This window comes from Pseudomonas sp. LBUM1668 (assembly GCF_059695715.1).
In genome coordinates this window covers 2,302,247-2,324,082 of record NZ_CP166787.1, presented here as the reverse complement: position 1 = coordinate 2,324,082, position 21,836 = coordinate 2,302,247, and the positions used below count along the sequence as shown (strand labels likewise).

The 21,836-nt window shown below is 60.1% G+C and carries 24 protein-coding genes and 1 pseudogene; 7 read left to right on the top strand and 18 right to left on the bottom strand.

Annotated elements, in window-relative coordinates:
- Positions 1–283: 283 nt before the first annotated feature.
- Entirely contained in the window at positions 284–1,732 is a 1,449-nt protein-coding gene (locus ACA061_RS10460) for a sensor histidine kinase (protein ID WP_497301420.1), read from the bottom strand.
- Positions 1,733–2,108: 376 nt separating this feature from the next.
- On the opposite strand from ACA061_RS10460, the gene ACA061_RS10455 reads away from it, so the two are divergent.
- The 6 genes from ACA061_RS10455 to ACA061_RS10430 all read left to right on the top strand — a co-directional run bounded on the left by ACA061_RS10455 (position 2,109) and on the right by ACA061_RS10430 (position 8,500).
- Positions 2,109–3,455 (top strand): hypothetical protein, encoded by a 1,347-nt coding sequence (locus tag ACA061_RS10455; protein ID WP_497301419.1) that lies wholly within the window; start codon positions 2,109–2,111, stop codon positions 3,453–3,455.
- A gap of 35 nt (positions 3,456–3,490) precedes the next feature.
- A complete protein-coding gene (locus ACA061_RS10450; RefSeq protein ID WP_497301417.1) occupies positions 3,491–5,719 on the top strand; it encodes an Ig-like domain-containing protein in 2,229 nt (742 codons plus the stop codon).
- A gap of 67 nt (positions 5,720–5,786) precedes the next feature.
- Entirely contained in the window at positions 5,787–6,251 is a 465-nt protein-coding gene (locus ACA061_RS10445; RefSeq protein ID WP_150602290.1) for a curlin, read from the top strand.
- A gap of 28 nt (positions 6,252–6,279) precedes the next feature.
- Positions 6,280–7,731: a curlin gene (locus tag ACA061_RS10440; RefSeq protein WP_497301415.1), complete on the top strand. Its 1,452-nt coding sequence runs from the start codon at positions 6,280–6,282 to the stop codon at positions 7,729–7,731.
- Between the two features lie 303 nt (positions 7,732–8,034).
- Positions 8,035–8,241, top strand: coding sequence for a type II toxin-antitoxin system RelB family antitoxin (relB, locus tag ACA061_RS10435; RefSeq protein ID WP_150594836.1), 207 nt, complete (start codon positions 8,035–8,037; stop codon positions 8,239–8,241).
- The gene (locus tag ACA061_RS10430) at positions 8,231–8,500 is read left to right on the top strand and encodes a type II toxin-antitoxin system RelE/ParE family toxin (protein WP_150602292.1); all 270 of its coding nucleotides are present in this window, start codon (positions 8,231–8,233) and stop codon (positions 8,498–8,500) included. The genes relB and ACA061_RS10430 overlap by 11 nt, the downstream gene beginning before the upstream one ends.
- Before the next feature lie 102 nt (positions 8,501–8,602).
- On the opposite strand, the pseudogene ACA061_RS10425 reads toward ACA061_RS10430, so the two are convergent.
- The 3 genes and pseudogenes from ACA061_RS10425 to ACA061_RS10415 form a co-directional block, all read right to left on the bottom strand.
- Positions 8,603–8,743 (bottom strand): annotated as a pseudogene (locus ACA061_RS10425) (CopG family transcriptional regulator); the annotation flags it as partial.
- A 19-nt stretch (positions 8,744–8,762) separates the two neighbouring features.
- A complete protein-coding gene (locus ACA061_RS10420) occupies positions 8,763–9,140 on the bottom strand; it encodes a DUF6124 family protein (protein WP_497301414.1) in 378 nt (125 codons plus the stop codon).
- Positions 9,141–9,799: 659 nt separating this feature from the next.
- Positions 9,800–10,516, bottom strand: a complete 717-nt coding sequence (locus tag ACA061_RS10415) for a hypothetical protein (RefSeq protein ID WP_150616540.1) — start codon at positions 10,514–10,516, stop codon at positions 9,800–9,802.
- A 90-nt stretch (positions 10,517–10,606) separates the two neighbouring features.
- Here ACA061_RS10415 and ACA061_RS10410 point away from each other — a divergent pair, with 90 nt between their 5' ends.
- Entirely contained in the window at positions 10,607–10,852 is a 246-nt protein-coding gene (locus ACA061_RS10410) for a hypothetical protein (RefSeq protein WP_497301412.1), read from the top strand.
- Positions 10,853–11,207: 355 nt separating this feature from the next.
- On the opposite strand, the gene ACA061_RS10405 is transcribed toward ACA061_RS10410, so the two are convergent.
- The 14 genes from ACA061_RS10405 to ACA061_RS10340 form a co-directional block, all read right to left on the bottom strand.
- The gene (locus ACA061_RS10405; protein ID WP_497301409.1) at positions 11,208–12,080 is read right to left on the bottom strand and encodes a CsgG/HfaB family protein; all 873 of its coding nucleotides are present in this window, start codon (positions 12,078–12,080) and stop codon (positions 11,208–11,210) included.
- A 29-nt stretch (positions 12,081–12,109) separates the two neighbouring features.
- On the bottom strand, positions 12,110–12,541 hold the full coding sequence (locus ACA061_RS10400; protein WP_150602295.1) for a curli assembly protein CsgF: 432 nt from the start codon (positions 12,539–12,541) through the stop codon (positions 12,110–12,112).
- Positions 12,538–12,930 (bottom strand): curli production assembly/transport protein CsgE, encoded by a 393-nt coding sequence (gene csgE / locus ACA061_RS10395; protein WP_150602296.1) that lies wholly within the window; start codon positions 12,928–12,930, stop codon positions 12,538–12,540. Before csgE ends, ACA061_RS10400 begins: the two co-directional genes overlap by 4 nt.
- Positions 12,927–13,466, bottom strand: a complete 540-nt coding sequence (locus ACA061_RS10390; protein WP_497301407.1) for a type II secretion system protein — start codon at positions 13,464–13,466, stop codon at positions 12,927–12,929. The genes csgE and ACA061_RS10390 overlap by 4 nt, the downstream gene beginning before the upstream one ends.
- On the bottom strand, positions 13,441–13,815 hold the full coding sequence (locus ACA061_RS10385; protein ID WP_150594830.1) for a type II secretion system protein: 375 nt from the start codon (positions 13,813–13,815) through the stop codon (positions 13,441–13,443). The genes ACA061_RS10390 and ACA061_RS10385 overlap by 26 nt, the downstream gene beginning before the upstream one ends.
- Before the next feature lie 5 nt (positions 13,816–13,820).
- Positions 13,821–14,294, bottom strand: coding sequence for a type II secretion system protein (locus ACA061_RS10380; protein WP_150602298.1), 474 nt, complete (start codon positions 14,292–14,294; stop codon positions 13,821–13,823).
- Between the two features lie 2 nt (positions 14,295–14,296).
- A complete protein-coding gene (locus ACA061_RS10375) occupies positions 14,297–16,144 on the bottom strand; it encodes a secretin GspD/PilQ domain-containing protein (protein ID WP_150616543.1) in 1,848 nt (615 codons plus the stop codon).
- Complete coding sequence (locus ACA061_RS10370) at positions 16,141–16,659, bottom strand: hypothetical protein (RefSeq protein ID WP_497301405.1); 519 nt, start codon at positions 16,657–16,659, stop codon at positions 16,141–16,143. Before ACA061_RS10370 ends, ACA061_RS10375 begins: the two co-directional genes overlap by 4 nt.
- Positions 16,659–17,207, bottom strand: coding sequence for a GspMb/PilO family protein (locus ACA061_RS10365; RefSeq protein ID WP_497301403.1), 549 nt, complete (start codon positions 17,205–17,207; stop codon positions 16,659–16,661). Before ACA061_RS10365 ends, ACA061_RS10370 begins: the two co-directional genes overlap by 1 nt.
- On the bottom strand, positions 17,194–17,739 hold the full coding sequence (locus tag ACA061_RS10360) for a PilN domain-containing protein (RefSeq protein WP_150616546.1): 546 nt from the start codon (positions 17,737–17,739) through the stop codon (positions 17,194–17,196). Before ACA061_RS10360 ends, ACA061_RS10365 begins: the two co-directional genes overlap by 14 nt.
- A 1-nt stretch (position 17,740) precedes the next feature.
- Positions 17,741–18,544, bottom strand: a complete 804-nt coding sequence (locus tag ACA061_RS10355) for a hypothetical protein (RefSeq protein WP_150602303.1) — start codon at positions 18,542–18,544, stop codon at positions 17,741–17,743.
- Positions 18,525–20,231 (bottom strand): GspE/PulE family protein, encoded by a 1,707-nt coding sequence (locus ACA061_RS10350; RefSeq protein WP_497301402.1) that lies wholly within the window; start codon positions 20,229–20,231, stop codon positions 18,525–18,527. The genes ACA061_RS10355 and ACA061_RS10350 overlap by 20 nt, the downstream gene beginning before the upstream one ends.
- Before the next feature lie 83 nt (positions 20,232–20,314).
- Entirely contained in the window at positions 20,315–20,848 is a 534-nt protein-coding gene (locus ACA061_RS10345; RefSeq protein ID WP_150602305.1) for a response regulator, read from the bottom strand.
- A gap of 221 nt (positions 20,849–21,069) precedes the next feature.
- Positions 21,070–21,831, bottom strand: coding sequence for a SurA N-terminal domain-containing protein (locus ACA061_RS10340; protein WP_497301401.1), 762 nt, complete (start codon positions 21,829–21,831; stop codon positions 21,070–21,072).
- Between the last annotated feature and the right edge of the window lie 5 nt (positions 21,832–21,836).

Sequence of the window (21,836 nt, the reverse complement as noted above, 5' to 3'; positions counted from 1 at the left end):
GCCATCACTGATCAGTGTAGGCGGCAATGAACGTGACTCACGGCCTGATGATTCTATTTTGCCGCTATTGGCTGCGCACCGGGCCGAGATTGCGTTAATGACGCCTTGCAACTAACTCGCCACTTCAGTAATTGCTTATAAAACATTAAGTTAGCGGAACGGACCCAATTTCGCCACGCGACGAATGGGGACGATCACCCGATAGTGGGGCAAGTGTCGAGAAAGCAGATCTGCCCACTTCATCGCCACCCGCGGGGGCAACCCGACAAGCACCCGATGGGCGTTAATGGATGAGCTGGAACGCCAGTCGCACGGTGGTGCCCTCACCTTCGCGGCTGTCGAGGGTCACGCCGCCGCCGAAGCGCTCCATGATCCGTTTGACCAGTACCAGGCCAACGCCGAGCCCACCCTGTTTGGTGGTGAAGAACGGACGGAAGGCCAGGCTGCGTTGTTCTTCGTTCATGCCTTTGCCCGTGTCGCTGAGCACCACGCAGACGCTGCGGTTGTCGGCAGGTTCGAGGCTGATGGTCAGCGTTCCGCCCTTGTCCATCGCTTCCAGGGCATTGGCCAGCAGGCTGTTGAGGATCTGCGTCAGTTGCACCGGCTGGCTGAGCACCATCGGCGTGTTCTGCGGATGAAACGCCACGTGTACCTGGTTTTTGGCGATCTGCTGTTCGAAGGCGACCAGACTTTCGTACAGCGCGGCCACCAGGTTTACCGGCTCAGGATCATCGTTGAGCGGGCGCAGGGATTGCAGCAGCTCACGCACCCACTGCGACATGCGGTCGACCTGGCCGATGATGTCCTTGATGTTTTTCTCCGCCGGCCCGGCATCGAACTCCAGCGCCAGCTCGGCACTGGAGCGGATGGTCGCCAGGGGGTTACGCAGACTGTGCGCTACTGCCGAGGACATCTCGCCCAGCGCGACAAAGGTTTCGTTGGCGATCAGTTGCTTTTGCTGCGCCGCCAACAATATCGCCGCGCGCCGCACGATCCAGTACAAACCCAGGTAAATCAGCCCGCCGCCAAGCGCCGTGGCCAGCCAGATCAGCACCATGCCGCGCTCCATGCGGGCGATCAGGTCCTTGGGTTCCTTGTAGATCTCGACCATCGCCGTGACATTTTTGCCTTCGGCGTCGAACAGCGGGATGTAGTTCTCGATGAAGATGTACTGCGGCGGAACCAGGAATTTCTGCTCGGCGCGGTCCTTGTCGACGTCGTGGTAACTGGCCGACACCGGAATCTTCTCGTTGAAGGCCCGATCGAGGTCTTCATCGGCATGAATGCTGGTGCCGATCAGCTCGCGGTTGGTTGACCAGATCACTCGCCGGTCGGGCGCGTAAATATTGGCGAGAATCACATCCGGCAAATGCTCGATGTGATCGAGAAACTCGCCCCGCGCATCGGCCCGGGCTTGCGGATTGACGTCTGGAAAATCCTTGTCCTGACGCGGATCGAGCAATTCGCCCATGGTCCGCACATTGGGAATCGCAACGTGGCGCACCTCGGCCGAAGCGATGGCCTGAATGAACTGAGCCGTCAGCAATGCATCGCGCTGCACGCTCTCCTCAATCACAAATCGCGTCGACACCGCTCCGAGCGCGACGGCGACTGTGCCGATCACCGCCATGCTGATCAACGAAAACCAGCGCAACAGATTGAACGGCTGCTTGCGCGAGCCCAGCCGCAGGCTGCTCTCATCGACTGGAAGTGATTTCGACTGCATGTTCATGGCGGCGACTTCCCGAAACTTCCCTATAGGGTTATAGCCCACGGTTGGGTGTTTGCCCGGATGCGGGGGCCCCAATTTCCCGATCAACCAAAAACCTTCTGTAGGAGCTGTCGAGTGAAACGAGGCTGCGATCCTTTGATCTTCACAATCAAAAGATCGCAGCCTTCGGCAGCTCCTACAGGGGTGCCCCACCGGCCCCAATGCTGGGGACTCATGCCCTATCCCCCGAATGCTGTATCGCCCGGCCGCTTATTGACAAACCCCTCTAAACCGAGCCTTTCAAGCCCATTCGCCAGACCTTGGCATGGAAGGTGTACAGGCCCTCTGCAACTGACCCACCCCCAAGGGGCAGGTACTTCGATAGAGGGCTTAACTCATGCACCCTTTACTGTCCAAAACCGCGACCGTCCTGGTCGTGAGCGCATTGGCCCAGGGCATTGCCCAGGCCGCCTTGTTTGCTGTTGACCCCGGCCCATACGCCCCGGCCACCGGCGGTTTCGCCAGTTGGTATCAAGACACCCACGGTCGCACGCTGGAGCTGTGCCTGTCCAAAGCGCTCAGTTCCCGGGTGCCCAGCGCACCCGGCGCGCCTTCGTACATGTGCTCGCTGCTGCCGACCCCCGGTGTGTTCGATGACGCGCAGCCGATTGTCTTCCCCACCAACTTTCCCGATGAAGCGTTCTGGTTCACCGGTGAAACTGCACTGGTCGATGCGGCACGCGGGATTGACCTCGGTTACGTGAGCGCCATCGAAGCCGCGTTCGCCGCTGAAGAACCCGTCGAAGGCGATCAGGTCAGCTTCGCGCGAATCCGCATTCGCGTCGATGTGCCGACCGCCGGCACCTACGTGATCACCCACCCCTACGGCGTCGATGTGTTCAACATCGACGCCCCCGGCCGGCGTGCGATCAACATGACCCGCGACATCGGCATCGGCTCGCCGAAAACCTATGATGGCGCGCTCAAGGGCGACATCGGCCCGTTCCTGCGCAGCGTCAACGGGCCGTACACCGAGACCAATCCGCTGACCGGCGCCGCCGAACAATTCGTTGGCGACCCGAACCTCAGCGAAGCGGTCACCGGCAGCCCGTTCAACACCAATTACGTACGGATCGAAGGGCCTAACGGTCTGGATTTGCGCACGACCACGTTTGCCGTCTCCGGCAAGCTGTCGACCGTGGTGCGACCAACGCCAATGATCCCACAGCGCAGCACCTATTCGCGCAAGGCCGGTGAAAGCGCACCCGTGGCCCAGCAAGACGTGTTTGTCCTCGCACCGCCAGCTCCCGGCACCGCAGCAATCACCAGCAGCACCCCAGTGCTGAACATGACCGAAGCCAACAGCACCGGCAGCTGGTACGCGCAATCTTCGCTCAACCCGACCTTGCCGACCACCTTGCAAGTGACCGCCGACAACCACCTGGCCATCGCCAGCAGCACGCCGACCACCCTGCCGATGGTCCTGACCGATCTGGTGATTATCCAGAGCGCCCAGTACAGCCTGAGCTCCGGGCAACTGACCGTGGTCGCTTCGACCAGTGACGAAACGTCGCCACCCGTACTCACCGCCACCTCCGGCAGCGGCGCCGCCATCGGTGCGCTGGGCGGCGACGGCGCGGTGAAAACCCTGGCCACCGGGATCTCGCCGATTCCACCGTCCAGGGTGTTGGTGACGTCGTCCAACGGCGGCAGCGATACCGAAGAAGTGGTCATCGTGCAATGAACGCTCACATGCCCAGATCCGTATCAGGAGGCATCATGAACAAGTGGCCACGCTTCGCGCTCAACGCGCTCGGGCTTGCTCTTTCACTGACCGGCAGTGCGTACGCGCAACTGGCCGCCGTCGACCCAGGCCCCTACACCTTCGCCACCGGGAAATTCCCGATGTGGTATCAGGACGAAAACCAGCTCTCGATGGAGCTTTGCCAGTCGCGCGCTGCCAGCTCGCGGGTACCGGCCAGCAACCCACCGTCGTACATGTGCATTCTGCTGGCTGAGCCGGGTATCTACGACGATGCCCAGCCGATGATCTTCCCCGATAACTGGCCGCCGGAAGCGTTCTGGTTTCTCGCCGAAACCACCATCGCCGACAATGGCGCCGGTTATGGCGTGGACGCCTACGTGGCCGGGATCGAAGCGGCGTTCGCCTCGGAAAATCCGGCGGACGGTGATCAGCAAAGCTTCGCGCGGATCCGCATCCGGGTGAACGTCCCGGTTGCCGGCACCTACACCATCACTCACCCGTACGGCGTCGAAACGGTCAATGTCACCACGCCAGGCCGCCGCGCGATCAACATCACTCGCGACATCGGCATTGGTGCGCCGGGCAATTTCAGCGGCGCCGTCGGTGGCGCAATCGGGCCGTTCCTGCGCAGCGTCAACGGCCCTTACACCGAAGTGAACCCCGACACCGGCGCCACCGAAACCTTCGTCGGCGACCCGAACCTCAACGAAGCGGTGACCGGCAGCCCCTTCAACACCAACTTCCTGCGCATCACCGGGCCTGCCGGGACGATCCAGTCCACCGTGTTCAGCCTGTCCGGCAAAGTGCTCGACAACCGTCAGCAAACCCAGGTCGAAATCGACCGCGCCACCTATCGTCGCACCGCCGCGGGCGTGCGCGCTGAAGTGTTTGCCAAGGCTGATAACAGCTCGACCCTGTGCTTTCGCGAAAGCGTCGCGCTGCTCCCTGGTCCGCCGCTGACGCCATGCCAGACCAATCTGTTGGGCGACAACAACGGACTGTTCTTCGGCCAACGCCTTGGTACTGGCGCAGTCCCACCGGTGGTGGTTGTGACCGCGACCAACCCGACCGGAACGACCCGTCCAACCGCCGTGTCGGCGAAACTTACCGACGTGGTGAAAGTGCAGACTGCACGTTACAACTGGGCCAACCACAGCCTGCTGATCGAAGCGACATCGACCGATGAAGTGGCGATCCCGGACATGGTTGCCCAGGGCTACGGACGCCTGTCGAAAACCGGCACCCTGCAACGCATCACCGTCGCCGACCTGACTCAGCCACCGGCCACCGTGACGGTGAAGTCCGCCGCTGGCGGCAGTGACACCGAAGCCGTCGTGGTCGTAGGCAATGCGCCGGACACCGGTGAAAACCAGGCCCCGCTGACCGTCGCTGACGCAGGCGCCACCAGTTTCGGTGTGCCAGTCACCCTCAACCTGCTGACCAACGACAGCGATCCTGACGGCGACACACCGCTGGGTATCACCGCGTTGACGCAACCGGCGGCCGGCCAAGGCACCGTCGTTCTCAACGGCACCACATCGGTGGTTTACACCCCGCCAGCCGTAGTGAATGCACCGCTGACCACCACCTTCACCTACAAGGCGCAGGACGCCAAGGGCCTGGCTTCGGCCAACCCGGCAACCGTGACGATTACTGTCGCGCCGAACCAGGCACCGACCGCCGTAGCCGACAGCATCGCCACATTAGGGGTAGCCATCCCGATCAACGTGCTCGCCAACGACAGCGATCCGGAAGGCAACGTACCACTGGCAGTGAACAGCCTGACTCAACCGGCCGCCGGCCGCGGTACGGTCAGCACTAACGGCGCGGTGGTCACCTACACCCCACCGGCCACCGTGACCACGGCGTTCACCACGACCTTCACCTACATCGCCCGGGACAGCGTAGGCGCCCTGTCGACGCCGGCCACGGTCACGGTGCAAGTGTCGCCACGGCCAGCGACGGAAAACTTCGCGGTCACCGTTTCTACCGTGCAGGCGCGTTCCGGCGGTCGCTTCAACTGGGACTTCACCGGCACTTCTTCAGTGACCACTGGCAACACCATCACTGTGCAAGTCACCACCCCGACCGGGCTGGTAACGCTGGGCACGACCACGGTGCCGTTGACCGGACGCTGGCGGCTGACGCTGGCGAACACGTTGATAGTGCCATCGGCTAATCCGACCGCAACCATCCGTTCGTCCCAAGGCACCGTGCGCACGGTCTCGGTAAACACACTCTGACCCTGCGCCCCGCCCACCTTCCGGTGGGTGGGGCAAAGGCTCGGCCACATCAACACAGGACAACGCCATGAACACGCCGACCGCCGCCCTGCTTTGCCTGCTCGCCTTGTGCGCCAGTGCGGGTGTACGCGCCGACGACTTAATGGAAAACGATGACCTGGCGCCCACCAGCATCGACCTCGGCGAACTGCCACCCCCCGTGGGCCAGCAAGCCCTGATCGAGCAGATCGGCCAGGCCAACGTCGCCCTGCTCTCTCAGAACGGTCAGTCGCTGCTTGGGCGGATCGTTCAGTCAGGCAGCAATCAGGAGGCGTACATCCTGCAACAAGGCAGCGACCTGATGGCTTTGATCACCCAGAACGGTTCCGGCAACGCCGCTTCGATCACGCAAAACGGCAGCCACAACCGCGCGCAGATTTCGCAAAACGGCAACAACAACGACGCCAGCATCGACCAGGCCGGCGCGGGGCTGCAAAGCGCCGTGACCCAGTCGGGCAACGGCATGAGCGTCTCGGTCAAGCAATACCGCTAAAGCACTGCAACCCCTTGGAGATATCATCATGTTCAAATTGACGCCCCTCACCGCCGCGATCCTGGTCATGATCAGTGCCCAGGCCATGGCCGACGACAGCCTCTCCACCCAGAACCAGGCCGGTACCGCCAACATCGCCGATGTGAAACAGCTACAGGCCCCGTTCAGCACCGCCACCCAGACCCAGCTCGGTCAAGGCAACGACGCCGCTGCCGTGCAAGACAACGCCACCAGCGTCATCACCCAAGATGCCGTCGGTGACTACAACGCCGGTTACGCCGAGCAACTGTTCGAAAACAACGGTGTGATCACCCAGCAACAGGTCGGCGCGTTCAACACCAGCCACGCCAGCCAGTCGCTCGGCTTCGGCGCCGGCAACCAGGCGCTGCAACAACAGCAAGGCACCGGCAACTTCTCGTTCGTCTATCAGGACTCGCAGAACGGCAGCGAAGGCAAAACCTTGCAGTTCGGCGACGGCAACGAAGCCAACATCGAACAACTTTACGAAGGCGTGGGCAACAGCTCAGTGATCACCCAATACGGCACCGCCAACTACGGCACCGCCGAGCAGGTCCTCCACAACGGCGGGCAGATCGGCATCAACCAGGCCGGCGAAAGTAACTACGCCTACGCCGACCAGCGCAACGGCACGGGCGGCAACATCACCGTCAACCAGTTGGGCAACATGAACGGCAGCGAAGTCTGGCAAGACTCGCAACTGGCCAGCCAAGCCACCATCAACCAATACGGCGACAGCAACGAAACGGTGGTCGACCAAAGCTTCGGCGAAAACAACAACGCCGCCGTCACCCAGATCGGCAATACCAACGCGATCTATGCCGACCAGTTCGAGTCGGTCAACTCGACGCTGGCGCTCTATCAAGTCGGCAACGGCAACGTGCACTTCACCTACCAGAACGGCGACAGCCACGTGCTGACCGCCACCTCCGTTGGCAACGACAACAAGGTCTACGCCAGCAACTGGAAAGGCCCGCAATCGGGTGGCCAGTTCGGCAGCGCCCAACGCGCGACGGTCACCCAGGCCGGCAGTGGCAACATCGCCAACTTCACTCAGGATGGGGTCGGCCAGATCATGAACACTAGCCAGACTGGCACCGGCAACAAAACCACGGTCAGTCAGGCTGATTCCTACAACGAGTTGTATTTTGATCAGAACGGCAGCGACAACATCCTCATCGCCGACCAGCGCGGGACTACCAACCTGGTGCAGGGCTCGTCGAACGGCACCGGCAACAGTGCTGAGTTTGATCAATCCGGGACTGGCAACCAGGCGTACACCGCGCAGCTGTATGGCAGCGACAACATGATCACTGTTAAGCAGGCGGATACGATGAACGTGGCGTATGTGACCCAGGGGGGGATGGGGAACATCGCCAATGTCGATCAGAGTGGGGTTACGCAGACGGCGAATATTCAGCAGTTTGGGTCGGCTAACCAGGCGAGTGTTTTGCAGCAGTAAGGGTTGGGTGTTGATGGGCCGCGATTCTCTGGTTAAGGGGGGGGTCGCGGTTTTTTTGTAGGCTGACGTAACCACACGCGAGGCTTGTCAGATCAGCCGAGTCCTACAGAAAAAAGAAAGCTTTTAGTAAATCGGTGGTGTTTTCCTACCACTTCTGGCGGTTGGCCGTCGGAAGTACGGCGTCTAGGATTCTTCGGGACAAATTGATCCTCATGGAGCTTGACCAACGTGCTATTCATCCAGCCAGCGACGACAGCAAATGCTTTACCGAATAGACTTCGAGGCATTAAACCCGGAGGTGCCATGATCGACCCGTCTTTAATCGACCCACTGTGCCCAGTCGTTTCAGATCTTGACCTTGAAGAGCAAGCTGCGAGCTATGATCGCTGGTTGATCGCCAAAGTGCAGGCTTCTATGAATGATCCACGACCGAGCATTCCAAATGATCAGGTTATGGTCGAGATGCGTGCCCTAATGGAAGCAAAGCGTAAAAAATACGATGCAGGTTGAGTGGCAGCCCGAAGCTCGGGCTGAACTCCTGAAAATCCTTGATTACATCAGTGACCGGAACTTAGTAGCGGCTGACAGACTTTCCCAAGCTATCGAAGGTGCTACGGTTACCCTTGCTCAACATCCACACCTCTATCGAATAGGTCGAGCGCCCGGCACTCGCGAGATGGTTGTGCACCCCAACTACCTGATCATTTATCAAGTGGTGGGTCGGATAAATATTTTGAGCATTTTGCATGCGCGTCAGGAATATCCATAACGCAGACCGAAAAATGCCGGCAGATCAAACGTAATTATTTTGTTAACGACAAAAACGCGACCTTTTCGAGGATCGCGTTTTTTGTTTCCCATCCTTCCTGAGTTATGGGGGACTCTTGGATGGTGATTCCGGGCAACTCAAAGATTCAGCCCAGTCCTGCACTGCTTGATCATCAATAACGCGACCAGCATCCACATCGGCCAACGCTTCCAAGGTCAGACGGCGCTTTTCTACTTCCTGATCGTTTTGGATCTTCGGGGAATTAGCCATCCTTCAACTCGACGTGATCGAGGGCTTGATTGACGGCCAGTTCGCCCAGCATCACGACTTGTGCAATACCGAGCGCGGTCTTGCGGTGTGAGGGCGGCAGCAAAGCAGCGAAGTTGTTGAGCATTTCACTGGCCGAGCCGAGGGTTTCGCTGGCGTTGGCTAGCAGGGATTCGGTGTTGTACCTGGGGTTAGCGAAGTACATGGCTTCCGGCTCGTTGGTGCTGGCCATGATGCCGGGGTCGGGACGGAGGTAGTAATCGAGGGCGCGGTCGGCGGCTTCGTGGAGTTTCTTGCTGTCGACTGAGACGTAGGGGGATGTGGTGTCGGGGGTGGTTTCGGATTCTGGCGGGTTGGGTGTTGGTTTTTTCATGATTATTTACCCTGTATGACGGTTATAGCTGGCCCCCATTCGGTTTCCAAGCGAATAGGTGGCAGCTGTACGCAGGTTGGAAACCCGGGACAGAGGCAACCCGGCAGACACAAGGTCTCCCACGCACAGCCGCCATAACAAAGTGCACACAGTGAAGGTGCGCAAGGATACGTTATGAATGGCGCTTGTGCGCTCTGTAGTTACTCGGGTTTCCACGCCCGGTCGCTGATTTGGCAGCGACGAACACAGGCTAGAGACCGGACGTCCGACGGACAACCTGAAAACATTGTGGGAAGGTTCCGCGAATTCGAAACACCGTTAAACATCCAGAATTGAAATACGCAAAGGCAGGAGCTGCCGCAGGCTGCGATCTTTTGATTTTTCAAAAGCAAGATCAAAAGATCGCAGCCTGCGGCAGCTCCTACAGGGATGCGTACAACCCCAAGAAATTGGCCGGCTGTCAGGCCGCCATCGCTGGCAAGTCGAATCGTCACACCGCAGCTCCGACAGAAAAGCAAAATCAGAACCCACACCGATTGGATGCATTCATAAAGGATGGGCGGTGCCAGGCAAACGCTTTGCGATAGCGGGAAATTTGATATTGGTAATCCGCGACTTCCTGATGAAAAGGTCGCGGATGTTTATGTGCTGGTGAACACTCAGCTCTTGTTGCTCTTTGTGATAACGAACCACATTCCCGTGTATTCAAGCGTGATCGATGAGTAAGTCAGGTCGCCGACTATCCGCTGGACGCCCAGCTTGGAGTTGAAATTCGCAATAGAGTCATGGAACACGTCCATGACGATTTTCTTGTTTTCCTCCACCGGGATATCAGGGTTGAGTGCCTCAGTCGTCGCAAGCAAAACGGTCAATATCCGCCGTTGCTCTTCCTCGCTTCCGCTCGGCGAAAAAATCATCAGGGTCACGCCATCTACATTGGCATCATTAGTATCAATGGTTCCCTGCATCAGCAGATCCTTGCTCAATTGATACAAGAACGTCGGCTGGGCTCCACCTGTCCGTACTTCAAAGTCGGCGATTTTAAAACTTTTATCGTATCGGCCAATGGCAGCGTTGAACGCATCATGGAATTCGGGAGCAGTCAGCCCCAACGAGGTTGCTGAAGGTGCAGCGTTGCGGTTGGCGCTGGCGGACACCACCTCAGATCTACCGGCGTGCTGAATTTGGGTTGAGAGATAGGTCAGAAGAGCGAAGGACAGCGACGTCAGCAATATCCCCGTCAGAAAACTGCTCAACCGGCCAGGGACGTTGCCGGTTTTTTTGTTCCTGTATACCTTCGGTGCTATCAGGCCAACCACCCCATAAACGGCAAACACGACGGTCAGCACAAACACCAGCCCGAACAATATGAGCACTTATTCATTCCTTTTGATTTGCGTTGCGAAAGTGATGGCATTCTAACGTCACCCCTCCCAAAAATCTCGCCTGCGCCTGCAGGTGAGGCATTGCCTGCAGACTGGTTCCTACAGTTTGGATTCGGTGTATTCAGACAGGAATGGGGCGGCGGTCAGCCGCTATCGCGAGCAGGCTCACTCCTACAAGAGCAAGAGCAAGAGCAAGAGCAAGAGCAAGAGCAAGAGCAAGAGCAAGAGCAAGAGCAAGAGCAAGAGCAAGAGCAAGAGCAAGAGCAAGAGCAAGAGCAAAAGATCGCAGCCTTCGGCAGCTCCTACAGTAAACGCGCCCGCCATTAGGCCGAGTGTCAGCTCGCCTGCTCTTGATCTTGATCCACCAGCGACGTCGGAAGGCTTCGTTCCGGGATTGATCCGGGCGTGGGAGCGCAGCGACCGTTTGGCGCAGCCAAACACAGCGAGAGGAGGTGCAGCGAAGCAAACCGTAGGCGCTGCGCCCGGATCGATCCCGGAGCGAAGGAACCCCGAGCCTCAGCGAGCGGGCCGCACGTAGGAGCAAGCGTTTTTTTGCTTACTTTTTTTAGGCGTTTGTAAAAAAAGTGAGTCGCCGTAAGGGCGAAACCCTAAGCAGCCATTACCGCAGCAACGGATATGTACTCAATCAACAAGAACCTGGTCGGCCCAAAGGCCGCCATGTTCACTCAGCGTCAGCCTCAGCCTCCGGATCCACTTTGTTCTGACTCAAATACCGATTCAACACATCATCCTGCCCAGGCACAGAAGCGTCCCCCGCCACCTGCCACAACCGCCGCTCGATCCCTTGGGCCACCATATGCCCCACCGCCGCCTCAATCGCCGACAACACACAAAGCTGCGCCGGCTCGTTAGTCGTGTAACCCACCTCGGCCTCAAGCAACTTCTTGAACTCGATAAACTTGAACACCCCGGCACTGCGCGCCACCGAATAAATCGTCTTGCTGGTCATCACATTCGACAACACCTGCCCGCTACGCACATCCACCGCGCGCAGATTCACGGTCACCTGATCCACCCGATACTCCCGGGAAATATCAATCCCCAGATACCGCGCCCCTTCCCCACCGCTACGCACGTTCGTGTCATAAGCGATGATCCCGCCCTCAAGCATCATGTTCGCCGCCTGCAACGGTGGCAGCTCACCCTGAATATTCACCGGGGTATTGGGCTTTTTCTGCGACGCGCGAATGATCTTGCGCTCAGTCAGCAGGTTCTGCAGCCCTTCACGCTCCAGCACCACAAACCAGCCACTGGCCTGCATCGCGTCCATCAACATCGACGCCGCGCCCTGGGTCACGCTGGTGGAAAACGAACTGGCCGGCGTCGGCTTGTACTGCCCGGTCTGATCACGGAAACCGTACACCACCGCCATCAAGCGCCCCTTGGGCCGCGGCATCTTCAGCAAGTCATAGTAGGTCGACGCCCGTGGTGTCAGGGTCGGGGTTTCGGTGTCCTGCTCGGCCGACATCGGCTCGCGCAGACTGCACCCTTGTAATGTCGCCAACATCAGCCCTAGCGCGATTATTTTTTTCATGTCCAGCACTCCCCGGAACCGTCAGCCCGTCATGGGTTGAGGCCGTTCACCTGAATTTCCGAAATTTCACCGGTCACCCGATCGGTCACTTCAATGCTCAGTGCCCCGGAGTCGTCGATGACGTTGACGATAAAAGAGTCAGTGGACAGGCTCCCCGTGTTGCCGGTGGAGATGTTGTCCAGCAACTGCCCTAGCAGCCGCGATTGCAATTGACTGGTGAAGCGCTCCAACGCCGAAGTGCCGGCCACGCTCGAACGGCTCTTGAGGTCCGGATCGTCGTGATCGTTTTGCGCCTGGGCGTTGTTGAGCAACCAGGTGCCGTTCAACGGGTTGCCGCCGAACGACGGATTGACCGGCGTGTAGACAAGCTCGGTGGCCTGGACGGCGGCAGCGCTGGCGAGGCCGACCAACAACCCCGAGATCCAGAATCCGCTGCGCCGTGAGAACGTTGTGGTTTTCATAATTCGTCCTTCTCAAGGTCGGTGGTGTCCTGCAACAGTGCCTCCAGCTTGCGCTGGACAACCTGGCGTCGAACCCAGTCGGCGGCCGCGTAGGCCTCGTCCTTCAGTTCCACGGTATTCGGCGGCAGGAAGCGCCGATAAACCAGGCGTTGCTGATATTCCACGGTCACCAGGCTGCCCCAGCGCGCGTCGGGCCGCTCGCGCACCACCAGGTTGAAATCCATCTTGCTGGTGTCGCGCAGGCGTTCACTGAACGAGTAATAAAAGTCGTGGCCGATGTGCGAGATCGTGTCGTCGACGATGAAGCCCATCAATTCATCTTCTTCACCGGCATGGGCGCAGCACGCCACCACGGTGAGGGCCAGCGCGCACCACCATTGGCGAGTCATGGTTGCAACGCCTGCGGCAAGTTCGACTGTCCCTTGGCCGGGCCACTGGTGCCGTCGAGGAAGGCTTTTTCAGCGACGAACTGCCAGTCCGAATAACGCTGCATGCCTTCGAAATCCGACCACTGCGTGGGGAAGCCCGATTGCTTCATTGGCACCTCGGTCGAAGGGCTGTTGAGACCGGTGATGCGTCCGTCAAAACCGCGCTGCAATGCCCATTCGCCTTGGCCGATCGGGTCCGGATAGAGCTGACGCAGGTGATGCCGCGCTTCGGGAAAACGCTGATCGTCGAGCAGGTCAGCAAGCTCTTTCGGGTACTGCGCCAGGCCCGGCGAACTGCGGTAGTAGCTGCGCAGCGCCTGGGCATACTGGGTGCCGACCCAGAGCAATTGCTTCTCGCGGTCGCGGCGCGATGCGGTCAACCATAATTCGCCCGCACTCGCCAGACCCATGCCCATCACGACGATCAGAAACAGCACGCCCAGGTAGGTGAAACCGCCCTGCTGCGCGTGTTTACCACTCGGCATATTGGCTGCCATCACGCGCCCTCCCGGTAGCACCGCTCTTGATGTCGGCCACGCCGCCCGCCACACCGTCCGGTGGCGCGATCAGCACCCACTGGTCTTTGCGTTCGGTGATCGGATCCAGTGGTGCGTTGCGCAGGTAACGTTGCTCGATCAATTGCTCGATGGAGTCGGGATAACGACCGGTGTCACCGTAGAAGTGGTCCAGCGCTTCGCGCATCGCCGACAGGCTTTGGCGCAAGGTGGTTTCCTTCGATGCCTCGAGACTGTTGAAGTAGCGCGGCAGCGCAATGGTCATCAGCGTGGCGATAATCGCCATCACCACCATCAGCTCCAGCAAGGTAAAACCTTTTTCGCGGCGCATGAGGTTCACCACTCGCGGTAGGCGATGCCGTTGAGGCCTTTGCCGCGTGCCACGGAGTAGACGTCGAAAACGTCCTCGCCATCGCGCGGGTTTTGAGCCGAACTGTTGTAGGCGCGGACGCCCCAACCCCCTTCGTCATCACGTTTGGCCGGCACCAGCGGATCACGCGGGATACGGCGCAGAAAGTAGAACTTGGCGCCTTTGGCACTGCGCACATCGCGCACGCCTTCGACCAGTATTTTCAGGTTCGGCGGGTAGCCGCTGCTGTTCAGCGACTTCTCGATGTAACCGGCATCGAATGCGCGTTTGTAGGCGTCGATACCATCGCGAATCTGATACAGCGCGGTGCGCAATTCCTGCTCCTTGCCACGCCGCACCAGGGTCTCGGTCAACGGCGCGGCCATGCTCGCCAGCAAGCCAATCAGGGCCAGCGTCACCACGACTTCAATCAAGGTAAAACCGCGCTGAGAGGCGTTCATGATCAAGGCTTCTCGACAGTGACACGGGTCGCCACGGCCGACTCACCGACAGCGCGCGGCTGTGTGGCTGGCGTTGGCGTGGTGGAGGTCTGCATCGAGCGATCCGGCGCCTGAATGTGCATGCTGGTTTCGGTGCCGGTGGAGAACTCCATGTCCGACGGGCTCTGGTACGGCAGGTTGCGCACGATCCGTGGGGTGATCGACAGCACCAGCTCCGACTTGCCGACGGTGTCCTTGTTGCTACCGAACAAGCGGCCCAGACCCGGAATATCGCCCAGACCCGGAATTTTGTTGCCGGTCGCGCCGTGGTCGTTGCGCATCAGCCCCGCGAGGATCTGTGTTTCGCCGTCGTGCAGGCGCAGTGTGGTCTGTGCGTTGCGGGTGTCGACCTGCACCGGAATCGTGCCCTGGCGGGTCGGTTCCAGCGGCGTGGCGTTGCTCACTTCGAGGGCAATCTTGATCGCCACTTCGTTGTTCAAATGCACGGTCGGCTGCACTTCGAGTTTCAGACCGACATCCAGATAAGTGACGCTTTCGGTGATCACCGGGCCTTGGGTCGACGGCACCGAAGTGGCACTGATGATCGGCACGCGCTGACCGATGTGGATACGCGCCTGTTCACGGTTGCTGACACGGATCACCGGGCTTGCCAAGGTATTGATGTCGTTGTCCTGCGCGTTGATCTTGGCTTGCGGCGATGGCGAGATGCTGATGCGGCTGGAGTTGATGCCCTTGAGCTGATCGAGCAGCGTCACCGCCGAGCCGTCGCTGTTGACCACGCCGAAAGTGTTTGGCCATTGCAGGCCGAGGTCGAGAATGCGCTGGGTGGCAACCTCCATCACTTCAACTTCGAGCACCACTTCCGGGTTGGACTGGTCTTGCGATTGCAGAAGTTTTTCGGCCATGCGCACGGCGTCTTCGGTGTCGCGCATGGTCAGGGTGTTGAGGCGCTCGTCGACGAATACGTCGCGGGTCTTGAGCATGGTCTTGACCATGTTCAGCGCGGTGTTGGCGTCAATGCTGGTCAGGTAAAAGGTGCGCATCACCAATTCCTGGTAATCCTTCACTTTCTGCGGCGAGTCCGGGTAGATCAGCAAGGTGTTTTCGTTGACCACTTTCTGATGCAGCTGATTTTGTTGCAGCAGCAACGCCACAGCATCTTCGATACGCACGTCACGCACGAAGATTGTGGCTTTCATGTCGGGACGCAGGTCTTTGTCGAAGATGAAATTCAACCCGGCAACCTGCGACAGCACTTCGAAAATGGTCTTGAGGTTGGCGTCGCGAAACTCCAGGGTCACCGGCCGGTCGAGCTTGGTGCGCAGTTGCGGATAGGCAATCACGTTGCGGCTCTGCACCAGACGGATGTTGCCTTGCAACTCCAGCGCGCCGTCGTTTTTCGGGTCGAGTTCGAGGATCTGTTTGACCTGGCGGTCGGCGCCGTAGATGTCGCCGCGACGCAGGTCACCCCGGGCCAGTTCGAGCTTCTCGTCCATGCTGCGCAGGTATTCGAGTTGACGCAGCGCATCCTGGGCGCGGCGGTTGTTCGGCTCGATGGTCAGCACGCGACTGTAAGCGGTGCGGGCCGAAGCGAAATCGCGGCGTGAGCGGTCGGTGTCGCCCGAGGTCAGCAGTGCGGTGATTGCCTTGGCTCGGCCGCTGTTGAGCAACAGGTGCAGTTCGGTATCACGCGGATTTTCGCGCAAACCTTCCTCGACCCGCGCCAGACCCGCCTCGTACTGGCCCTGTTCGATCAGGTCGGCGGCTTCCTTGTTGGCCACTTGCGCGGAGCTGCACGCCGTCAGCCCGGCACACAGGCCAAGGCTCATCAGCAAACGGGATCGGTTCATTGCGTACTCCCCACAGACAAGGTCTGCGACAAATGCAAAGGCAGGTAGACCAGACTCAGTTCCAGATCGGAAATGCCGGTGATCTTCCAGGTGTCGTCGATCACATCCCCGTTGCGCACGACGTAGATTTTTTCGCCGTTCTGCAAAAACACTTGCAGGTCGCTGCGGTCATGCAGCTTGCCGACGAACTGAAACGGCACCGGTGGCAGGCTCGGGGCTTGCACCACGGGTGTGAGATTGACGGCTGTTTCGGTGACCGTGGCCAGGGTTGGCGCGGCCTTCCACGATTTCCCGGCGAACAGATCGCCCGCCGGGGTCAGGTCCTTGATGACTGCTGTTTTGGCCTTTGTGGTGTTTGCCGGCAAGGCGCCACGGGCTGCGGTTTTCGCCGGGGTGGCCACGGCAACATCCGTCGAATCCGCGTCGTCGCTCGGCGAAAAATATTCCGGCAACCAGGCCAGCGCAGCCGTCACGCCGAAGAACGCCACCCAACCCGTCACGCGCTTGGTATTCATCACGACCTCGACAGATAAAGGGTCATACGGATCCGGCCGTTAAGGTCGGTGTCGCCAATCTTCTTGCGTTGAAACTCGACGTCTTCCACCACCACCGCCGGCAACTGGCCGAGCAAGGCGTGCAGGAAGCGGCGCAGTTGCGGGTAACTGCCACGCACCGGCAAGAGGATCTGATAGCGCGCCAGATGGGTTTTCGGATCGATGCCGAGGGCGTATTCACCGCGCGCCAGGGTGATGTGTTCTTGCGCCGCAAGGGCGTAGATGCGGTCGATGGCCACGGTGGCCTGCGGCTGCGACGGCAGTTTGTTGCGAAAATCATCGAGTTGGCGTTGCGGCACCACCGGCGGCGCGATGCTGCCATCCTCGACTTTGGCCAGGTAGGCACTGGCTTCATGCGTCTGTTGGCTGAGGTGCTGCAACGATTGCCAGCCCGGCAGCAAGCCGCCCAGTGCCCAGGCGAGCGCGATCAATACCAGCGCCAGCCCGGCCAGGCCCGGCAGGCCGAGGCCTTGCAAATATTCGTGAACGATCAGTCTAGGGATTCGCATCGCCAATCTCCCAAGTCGCCGACAGGTTGAACTGCACCGGTTGCTCCGGCGATTTGACGACGATTTCATGGCTGAGCAGCGACACGTCGGACAGCTCGTCACTGGCCTCCAGGCGCTTGTGGAAATCCAGCATCGCTGGCAGATCACGTGCTTCAGCGCTGATCCGCACTTGCCCCTTGCGGGCATCCGGGGTCAGGGTCAGCAAGGCAACATCGTCGCGCGGCATGCTTTCGAGCATCGCAAACAGACGTTCCCAAGGGCGGCGCAACTGCTGCGAGACCTTGCGCATTTCGGCGAGGTTCTGCGCTTGCTCGCGGGTTTCGGCCGGGCTCAAGGTACTTTTACTTGCACTATCGCCGGTGAGCTGGCGTTGCGTGGTTTGCAAATGACCTTGCTGCTGTTCGGCTTGGGTATCGAGATGCTGTTGCACGCCCAGACACAGCAGCGCCAGCAACACACCGCCGCCGAGCAGGCTCCAGCCCAACGGGCCGGAACGGCGACGTGGCTGAAAGTCGAGATTCAGGGCGCGCATGTCAGGCCACCGCCCGGGACATGACGTACAAGCCGTCACGCACGGTCATCGCGTTGTCTTCGAGGGTGCGCAATTGCACGCCCGCCACTTGCGGCTGCGCATCGAGGCGCGCCGGTGCATGCAGATAAACGTTGAAGGCGCGTTCGCTGGTCGACGCCTGCAATTGCCGTTCGCGGCCGATCAAGGCATTGAGCGCTGCGTCGCTGTCACTGCCGCCCACCGAGCGCACGCCGGCCCAGCGCCCTTCCCGCGCCAGCAGCAAGACGCTGCGCTGCGGTTCGGCGACAACGAACAAGAAGTCGCCGGCCTCGAGGCTTTTATCGAAACGGTTGAACGCCGTCATCAGATACGGCTGCACCGAATGCAGGCGCAGACGGCGACCGCTGACCAGGGCTCGCAGGCGATCAAGCAAGTCTTGCGGCAAGGCGCTGGCGATGCGGTCGCACCCTGCCGGTTCGGCGGACAGCACCAACCCCCAGGTTTGCGTCGGTGCGCCGAACAGGTCTTCGAAACACAGTTGTGCGAAGCCGCGCAGTTCTTCAGGGCTACTGATGTGCGCGCTCCATGGCACCAGGCAGAACCGGCAGAAGTGGCTGGAAATCACCACGCTCAACTCGGCACCGGCGCGGGCGTGTTCACCGAGCAGACGGTCAAGGGTATCCAGCGCCACCGCGTAGCTCTGGAAGCCTTCGTCGATGTAACCGACGCTGCCCAGCCACAAGGTTTCGCTACCCCGCCGCTGCCCCAGGCCGACACCGCTGGCGCCGAGCACGGCGACAAATTGATCACGCGATAAAAGTGACACGATTGATCTCCTCCAGCGTGGTCCGACCTTGCTCCACCAGCTCCAGCGCCGATTCGCGCAACAGGCGCAAACCACGGGCACAAGCCAGGGCTTTGATTTTGGTAATCGGTTGGCGCTCGACGATCATCTGGCGCAGTTCGTCGTCCAGGTGCAGCAGCTCGGCAATTGCCGTGCGCCCGCGATAACCGCTGCCCCGGCAATGACCGCAGCCCTTGCCGTGGACGAAGTGGTAGTGATCGACTTTCTGCGGATCGAGGCCCGAGGCGCGCAGTTCTTCATCGCTCGGATTGACCGGCGTGCTGCAACTGGCGCACACCAGTCGGATCAGGCGCTGAGCGAGAATCGCGTTGAGCGCCGAGACCAGGCTGTAGGGGTCGATTTCCATTTGGGTGAAGCGGCCAATCACGTCGAAGACGTTGTTGGCGTGGATGGTGGTGAACACCAGGTGGCCGGTGAGTGCCGATTGCACGGCGATCTGTGCGGTGTCCGGATCGCGGATTTCACCGACCATGATCTTGTCCGGGTCGTGACGCAGGATCGAGCGCAGACCACGGGCGAAGGTCAGGCCTTTTTTCTCGTTGACGGGGATCTGCAGGACGCCGGGCAACTGGTATTCGACCGGGTCTTCGATGGTGATGATCTTGTCCACACCGTGGTTGATCTCGGTGATCATCGCGTACAGCGTGGTGGTCTTGCCGCTGCCGGTGGGGCCGGTCACCAGCACCATGCCATAGGGTTCGGCGGCGAGGCGACGGAGCTGGCGCAGGGTCTCGTCTTCAAAGCCCAGCGCCTGCAATTGCACGCCGCAGACCTTGTCGGCCAGATCCTGTTTGTCGAGCACCCGCAACACCGCGTCTTCGCCAAAGATGCTCGGCATGATCGACACGCGAAAATCGATCTGCCGGCCACTGATGCCGATCTTGAAACGACCGTCCTGCGGCACGCGCTTCTCGCCGATATCCAGTTCGGCCATGACTTTGACCCGCGAGATCACCTGCTCGGCGAACTCGGCGCCCTGAACCTTGCTGATGTTGTTGAGCACGCCGTCGATGCGGTACTTGATCACCAGGCCGTGGCCGGTGGTGCCGAGATGGATGTCACTGGCGTGCATTTTCAGCGCGTCGTAGAGGGTCGAGTTGACCAGTTTCACCACGCTGCTGGCGTCTTCGCTGATGCTGGTCAGGGACAGGCATTGCAGGGTGTCGATTTCGCTGTGGGTGTCGCCCTGGGCGTTCAGCGATTCGACGGCGTGGAAGCTTTCTTCGTGGCGAGCCAGATAAGCCTTGAGGTCGTCGGCGTGCACCAGATACAGCGGCGCGCCGTGCAGGCAGTCGTCGATCCAGGCCAGCCGCGCCGAATCGAAGGGGTCGGCGAACACACCGATGACTTCGTCGTTGTGGCGCAGCAGGATGAATTCACGCTTGAGGCATTGTGCGAGGGTGACCCGGTCGAACACCGGTGTCGCGGCAAACAGGCCGTCGGTGTCGAGCACCGGGTAATGCAGGGTCGCGCCGAGGCAATCAATGAACGGCATCGGCGCCAGTTCGCAGAGCACGCCGAGCGCATCCAGCACCCGTTCGCCGGAACTGGCGGCCCGCGCCCGGGCCTGGGACAGTTGTTCACTTGAAAAACTGGATGCAACGCTTTGCGCAACCTGCGGTTCGACGACAACGGACAGACGATCCATGGCTTGCTCTCCAACACCCGGGGCTTGAGGCCCTGACGGCGCGGGAGGCAATTGCGGCGAGTGCCGGAACGTCTATCGCGCCATTACTCCCCGGTGAGCATTTGATCGTCGTCCGGTGCCAGGGTCGCCAACCTGTTTCTTCGGCGATCCGCCAGCACCCAACTGCCATCGTACAACTGCAACGGGAAGCTCTCGGTCCTGCTCTGGCGTCGTTCGACGAAGCCCTCGGAAGGGCTCGCACCGGGTTTCGCTTCGCGCTGGATGCCCAGAAGGTCGCAGACAGCTCGGGCCAGTTCCGCCAATGGAAACGGTTTGAACAGGATGTGGCTGACGTCCAGTTGCCGCGCCCGCTCACAGACTTCAGCGGTCGGGTGACCCGTTATCAGCACAAAATGGCACGTCCTGTTCTGGCGGACCGCGTCGAGCACCTCAAAGCCTTCCATATCGGGCAAGCGGTAATCGAACACCAACACTTGGGGAGCGAACGCCTCGGCCAAGCCGATACCCGTCGCGCCGTCATGTGCAATCCGGACGTCCAGCCCTTGCGCCGACAGATAATCCTGCAGGTTCTGTGCAAGCAGCTGTTCGTCTTCGACAACCAGTACTTTGTTAACCAAGGTCGACTCCTTGAAACCTGCAAGTCCGAAAACTGAACCCGCTGAAGTGCGCCTTACAATGGCTAACGCACACTTCATGCCAGGCTGAGTGCCGGTAAATTTAAGTCTTCATGTCCTTGAATTTCATGACAATGCCCGCTCGTCCCGGTACCCCGTTCCCCAGAAACGGGGAAGCACCTGAATGGGCATCGAAGCCATTCCCCACTGTTGGGGGGGAACCTTCAATCGTCGTCAGTTCGTTCAATCCTGTTCTGCGCCCGTAATTGCGCGAGCACCTGGCGACGAGCCTGGGTCTGTTGCTGTCGGGCGCGCTGCGTCCGAGCTGTTTCAAGCCCCTGCAAATCTGGGACATCGCCCACCTCCAAGTGGTTCGCCACATAGATCAAATGCCAGCCGAATGGCGAGCGTACCGCATCGCTGGCGAAGATTGCGCCATCAATGATAGAAGCTCGCATCTTCATCAAGCGTAGACGCGCCGCCGCATCTGTGGCGGCATCCGCTTGCGGTTCGACCCGAACCAGCAGGTGCCGCGGTTGCAAAGTGTTGGCGCGGATCAGTTGGGCGAACATTTGCTGCGCGGCCAGTTCACGGCGGGTGTACTCGGTGAACGAGGCTTCATCGAAACCGGCATCCTGCAAACGCCGCACGAATCGTTCGTTGCCGCCGATGGCCTGGCGGGTTTGCTCGACTTGCTGCTGCACCGTTTGGTCATCGATTTGCAGGCCGCGTTTGCGTGATTCCTGCCAGAGCAATTCCTTGTCGATCAGCGCATCGAGTGCGGCCTGACGCAGCTGTTTATAGGCCTTGGGACTGCGAATGCTCGCCACTGCGCGGCCCTGATCCTCCAGGTATTCAGCAAAAAATCGCTCAAGACGAAACTCGGAAATCTCTTCGCCATTGACCCGCGCAGCCGCCGGACCATTACTGGCGAAAGCCATCGGCAACCAGCACGTCAGCAGTATTAACAGCATCTTGAGCTTCATGAGCA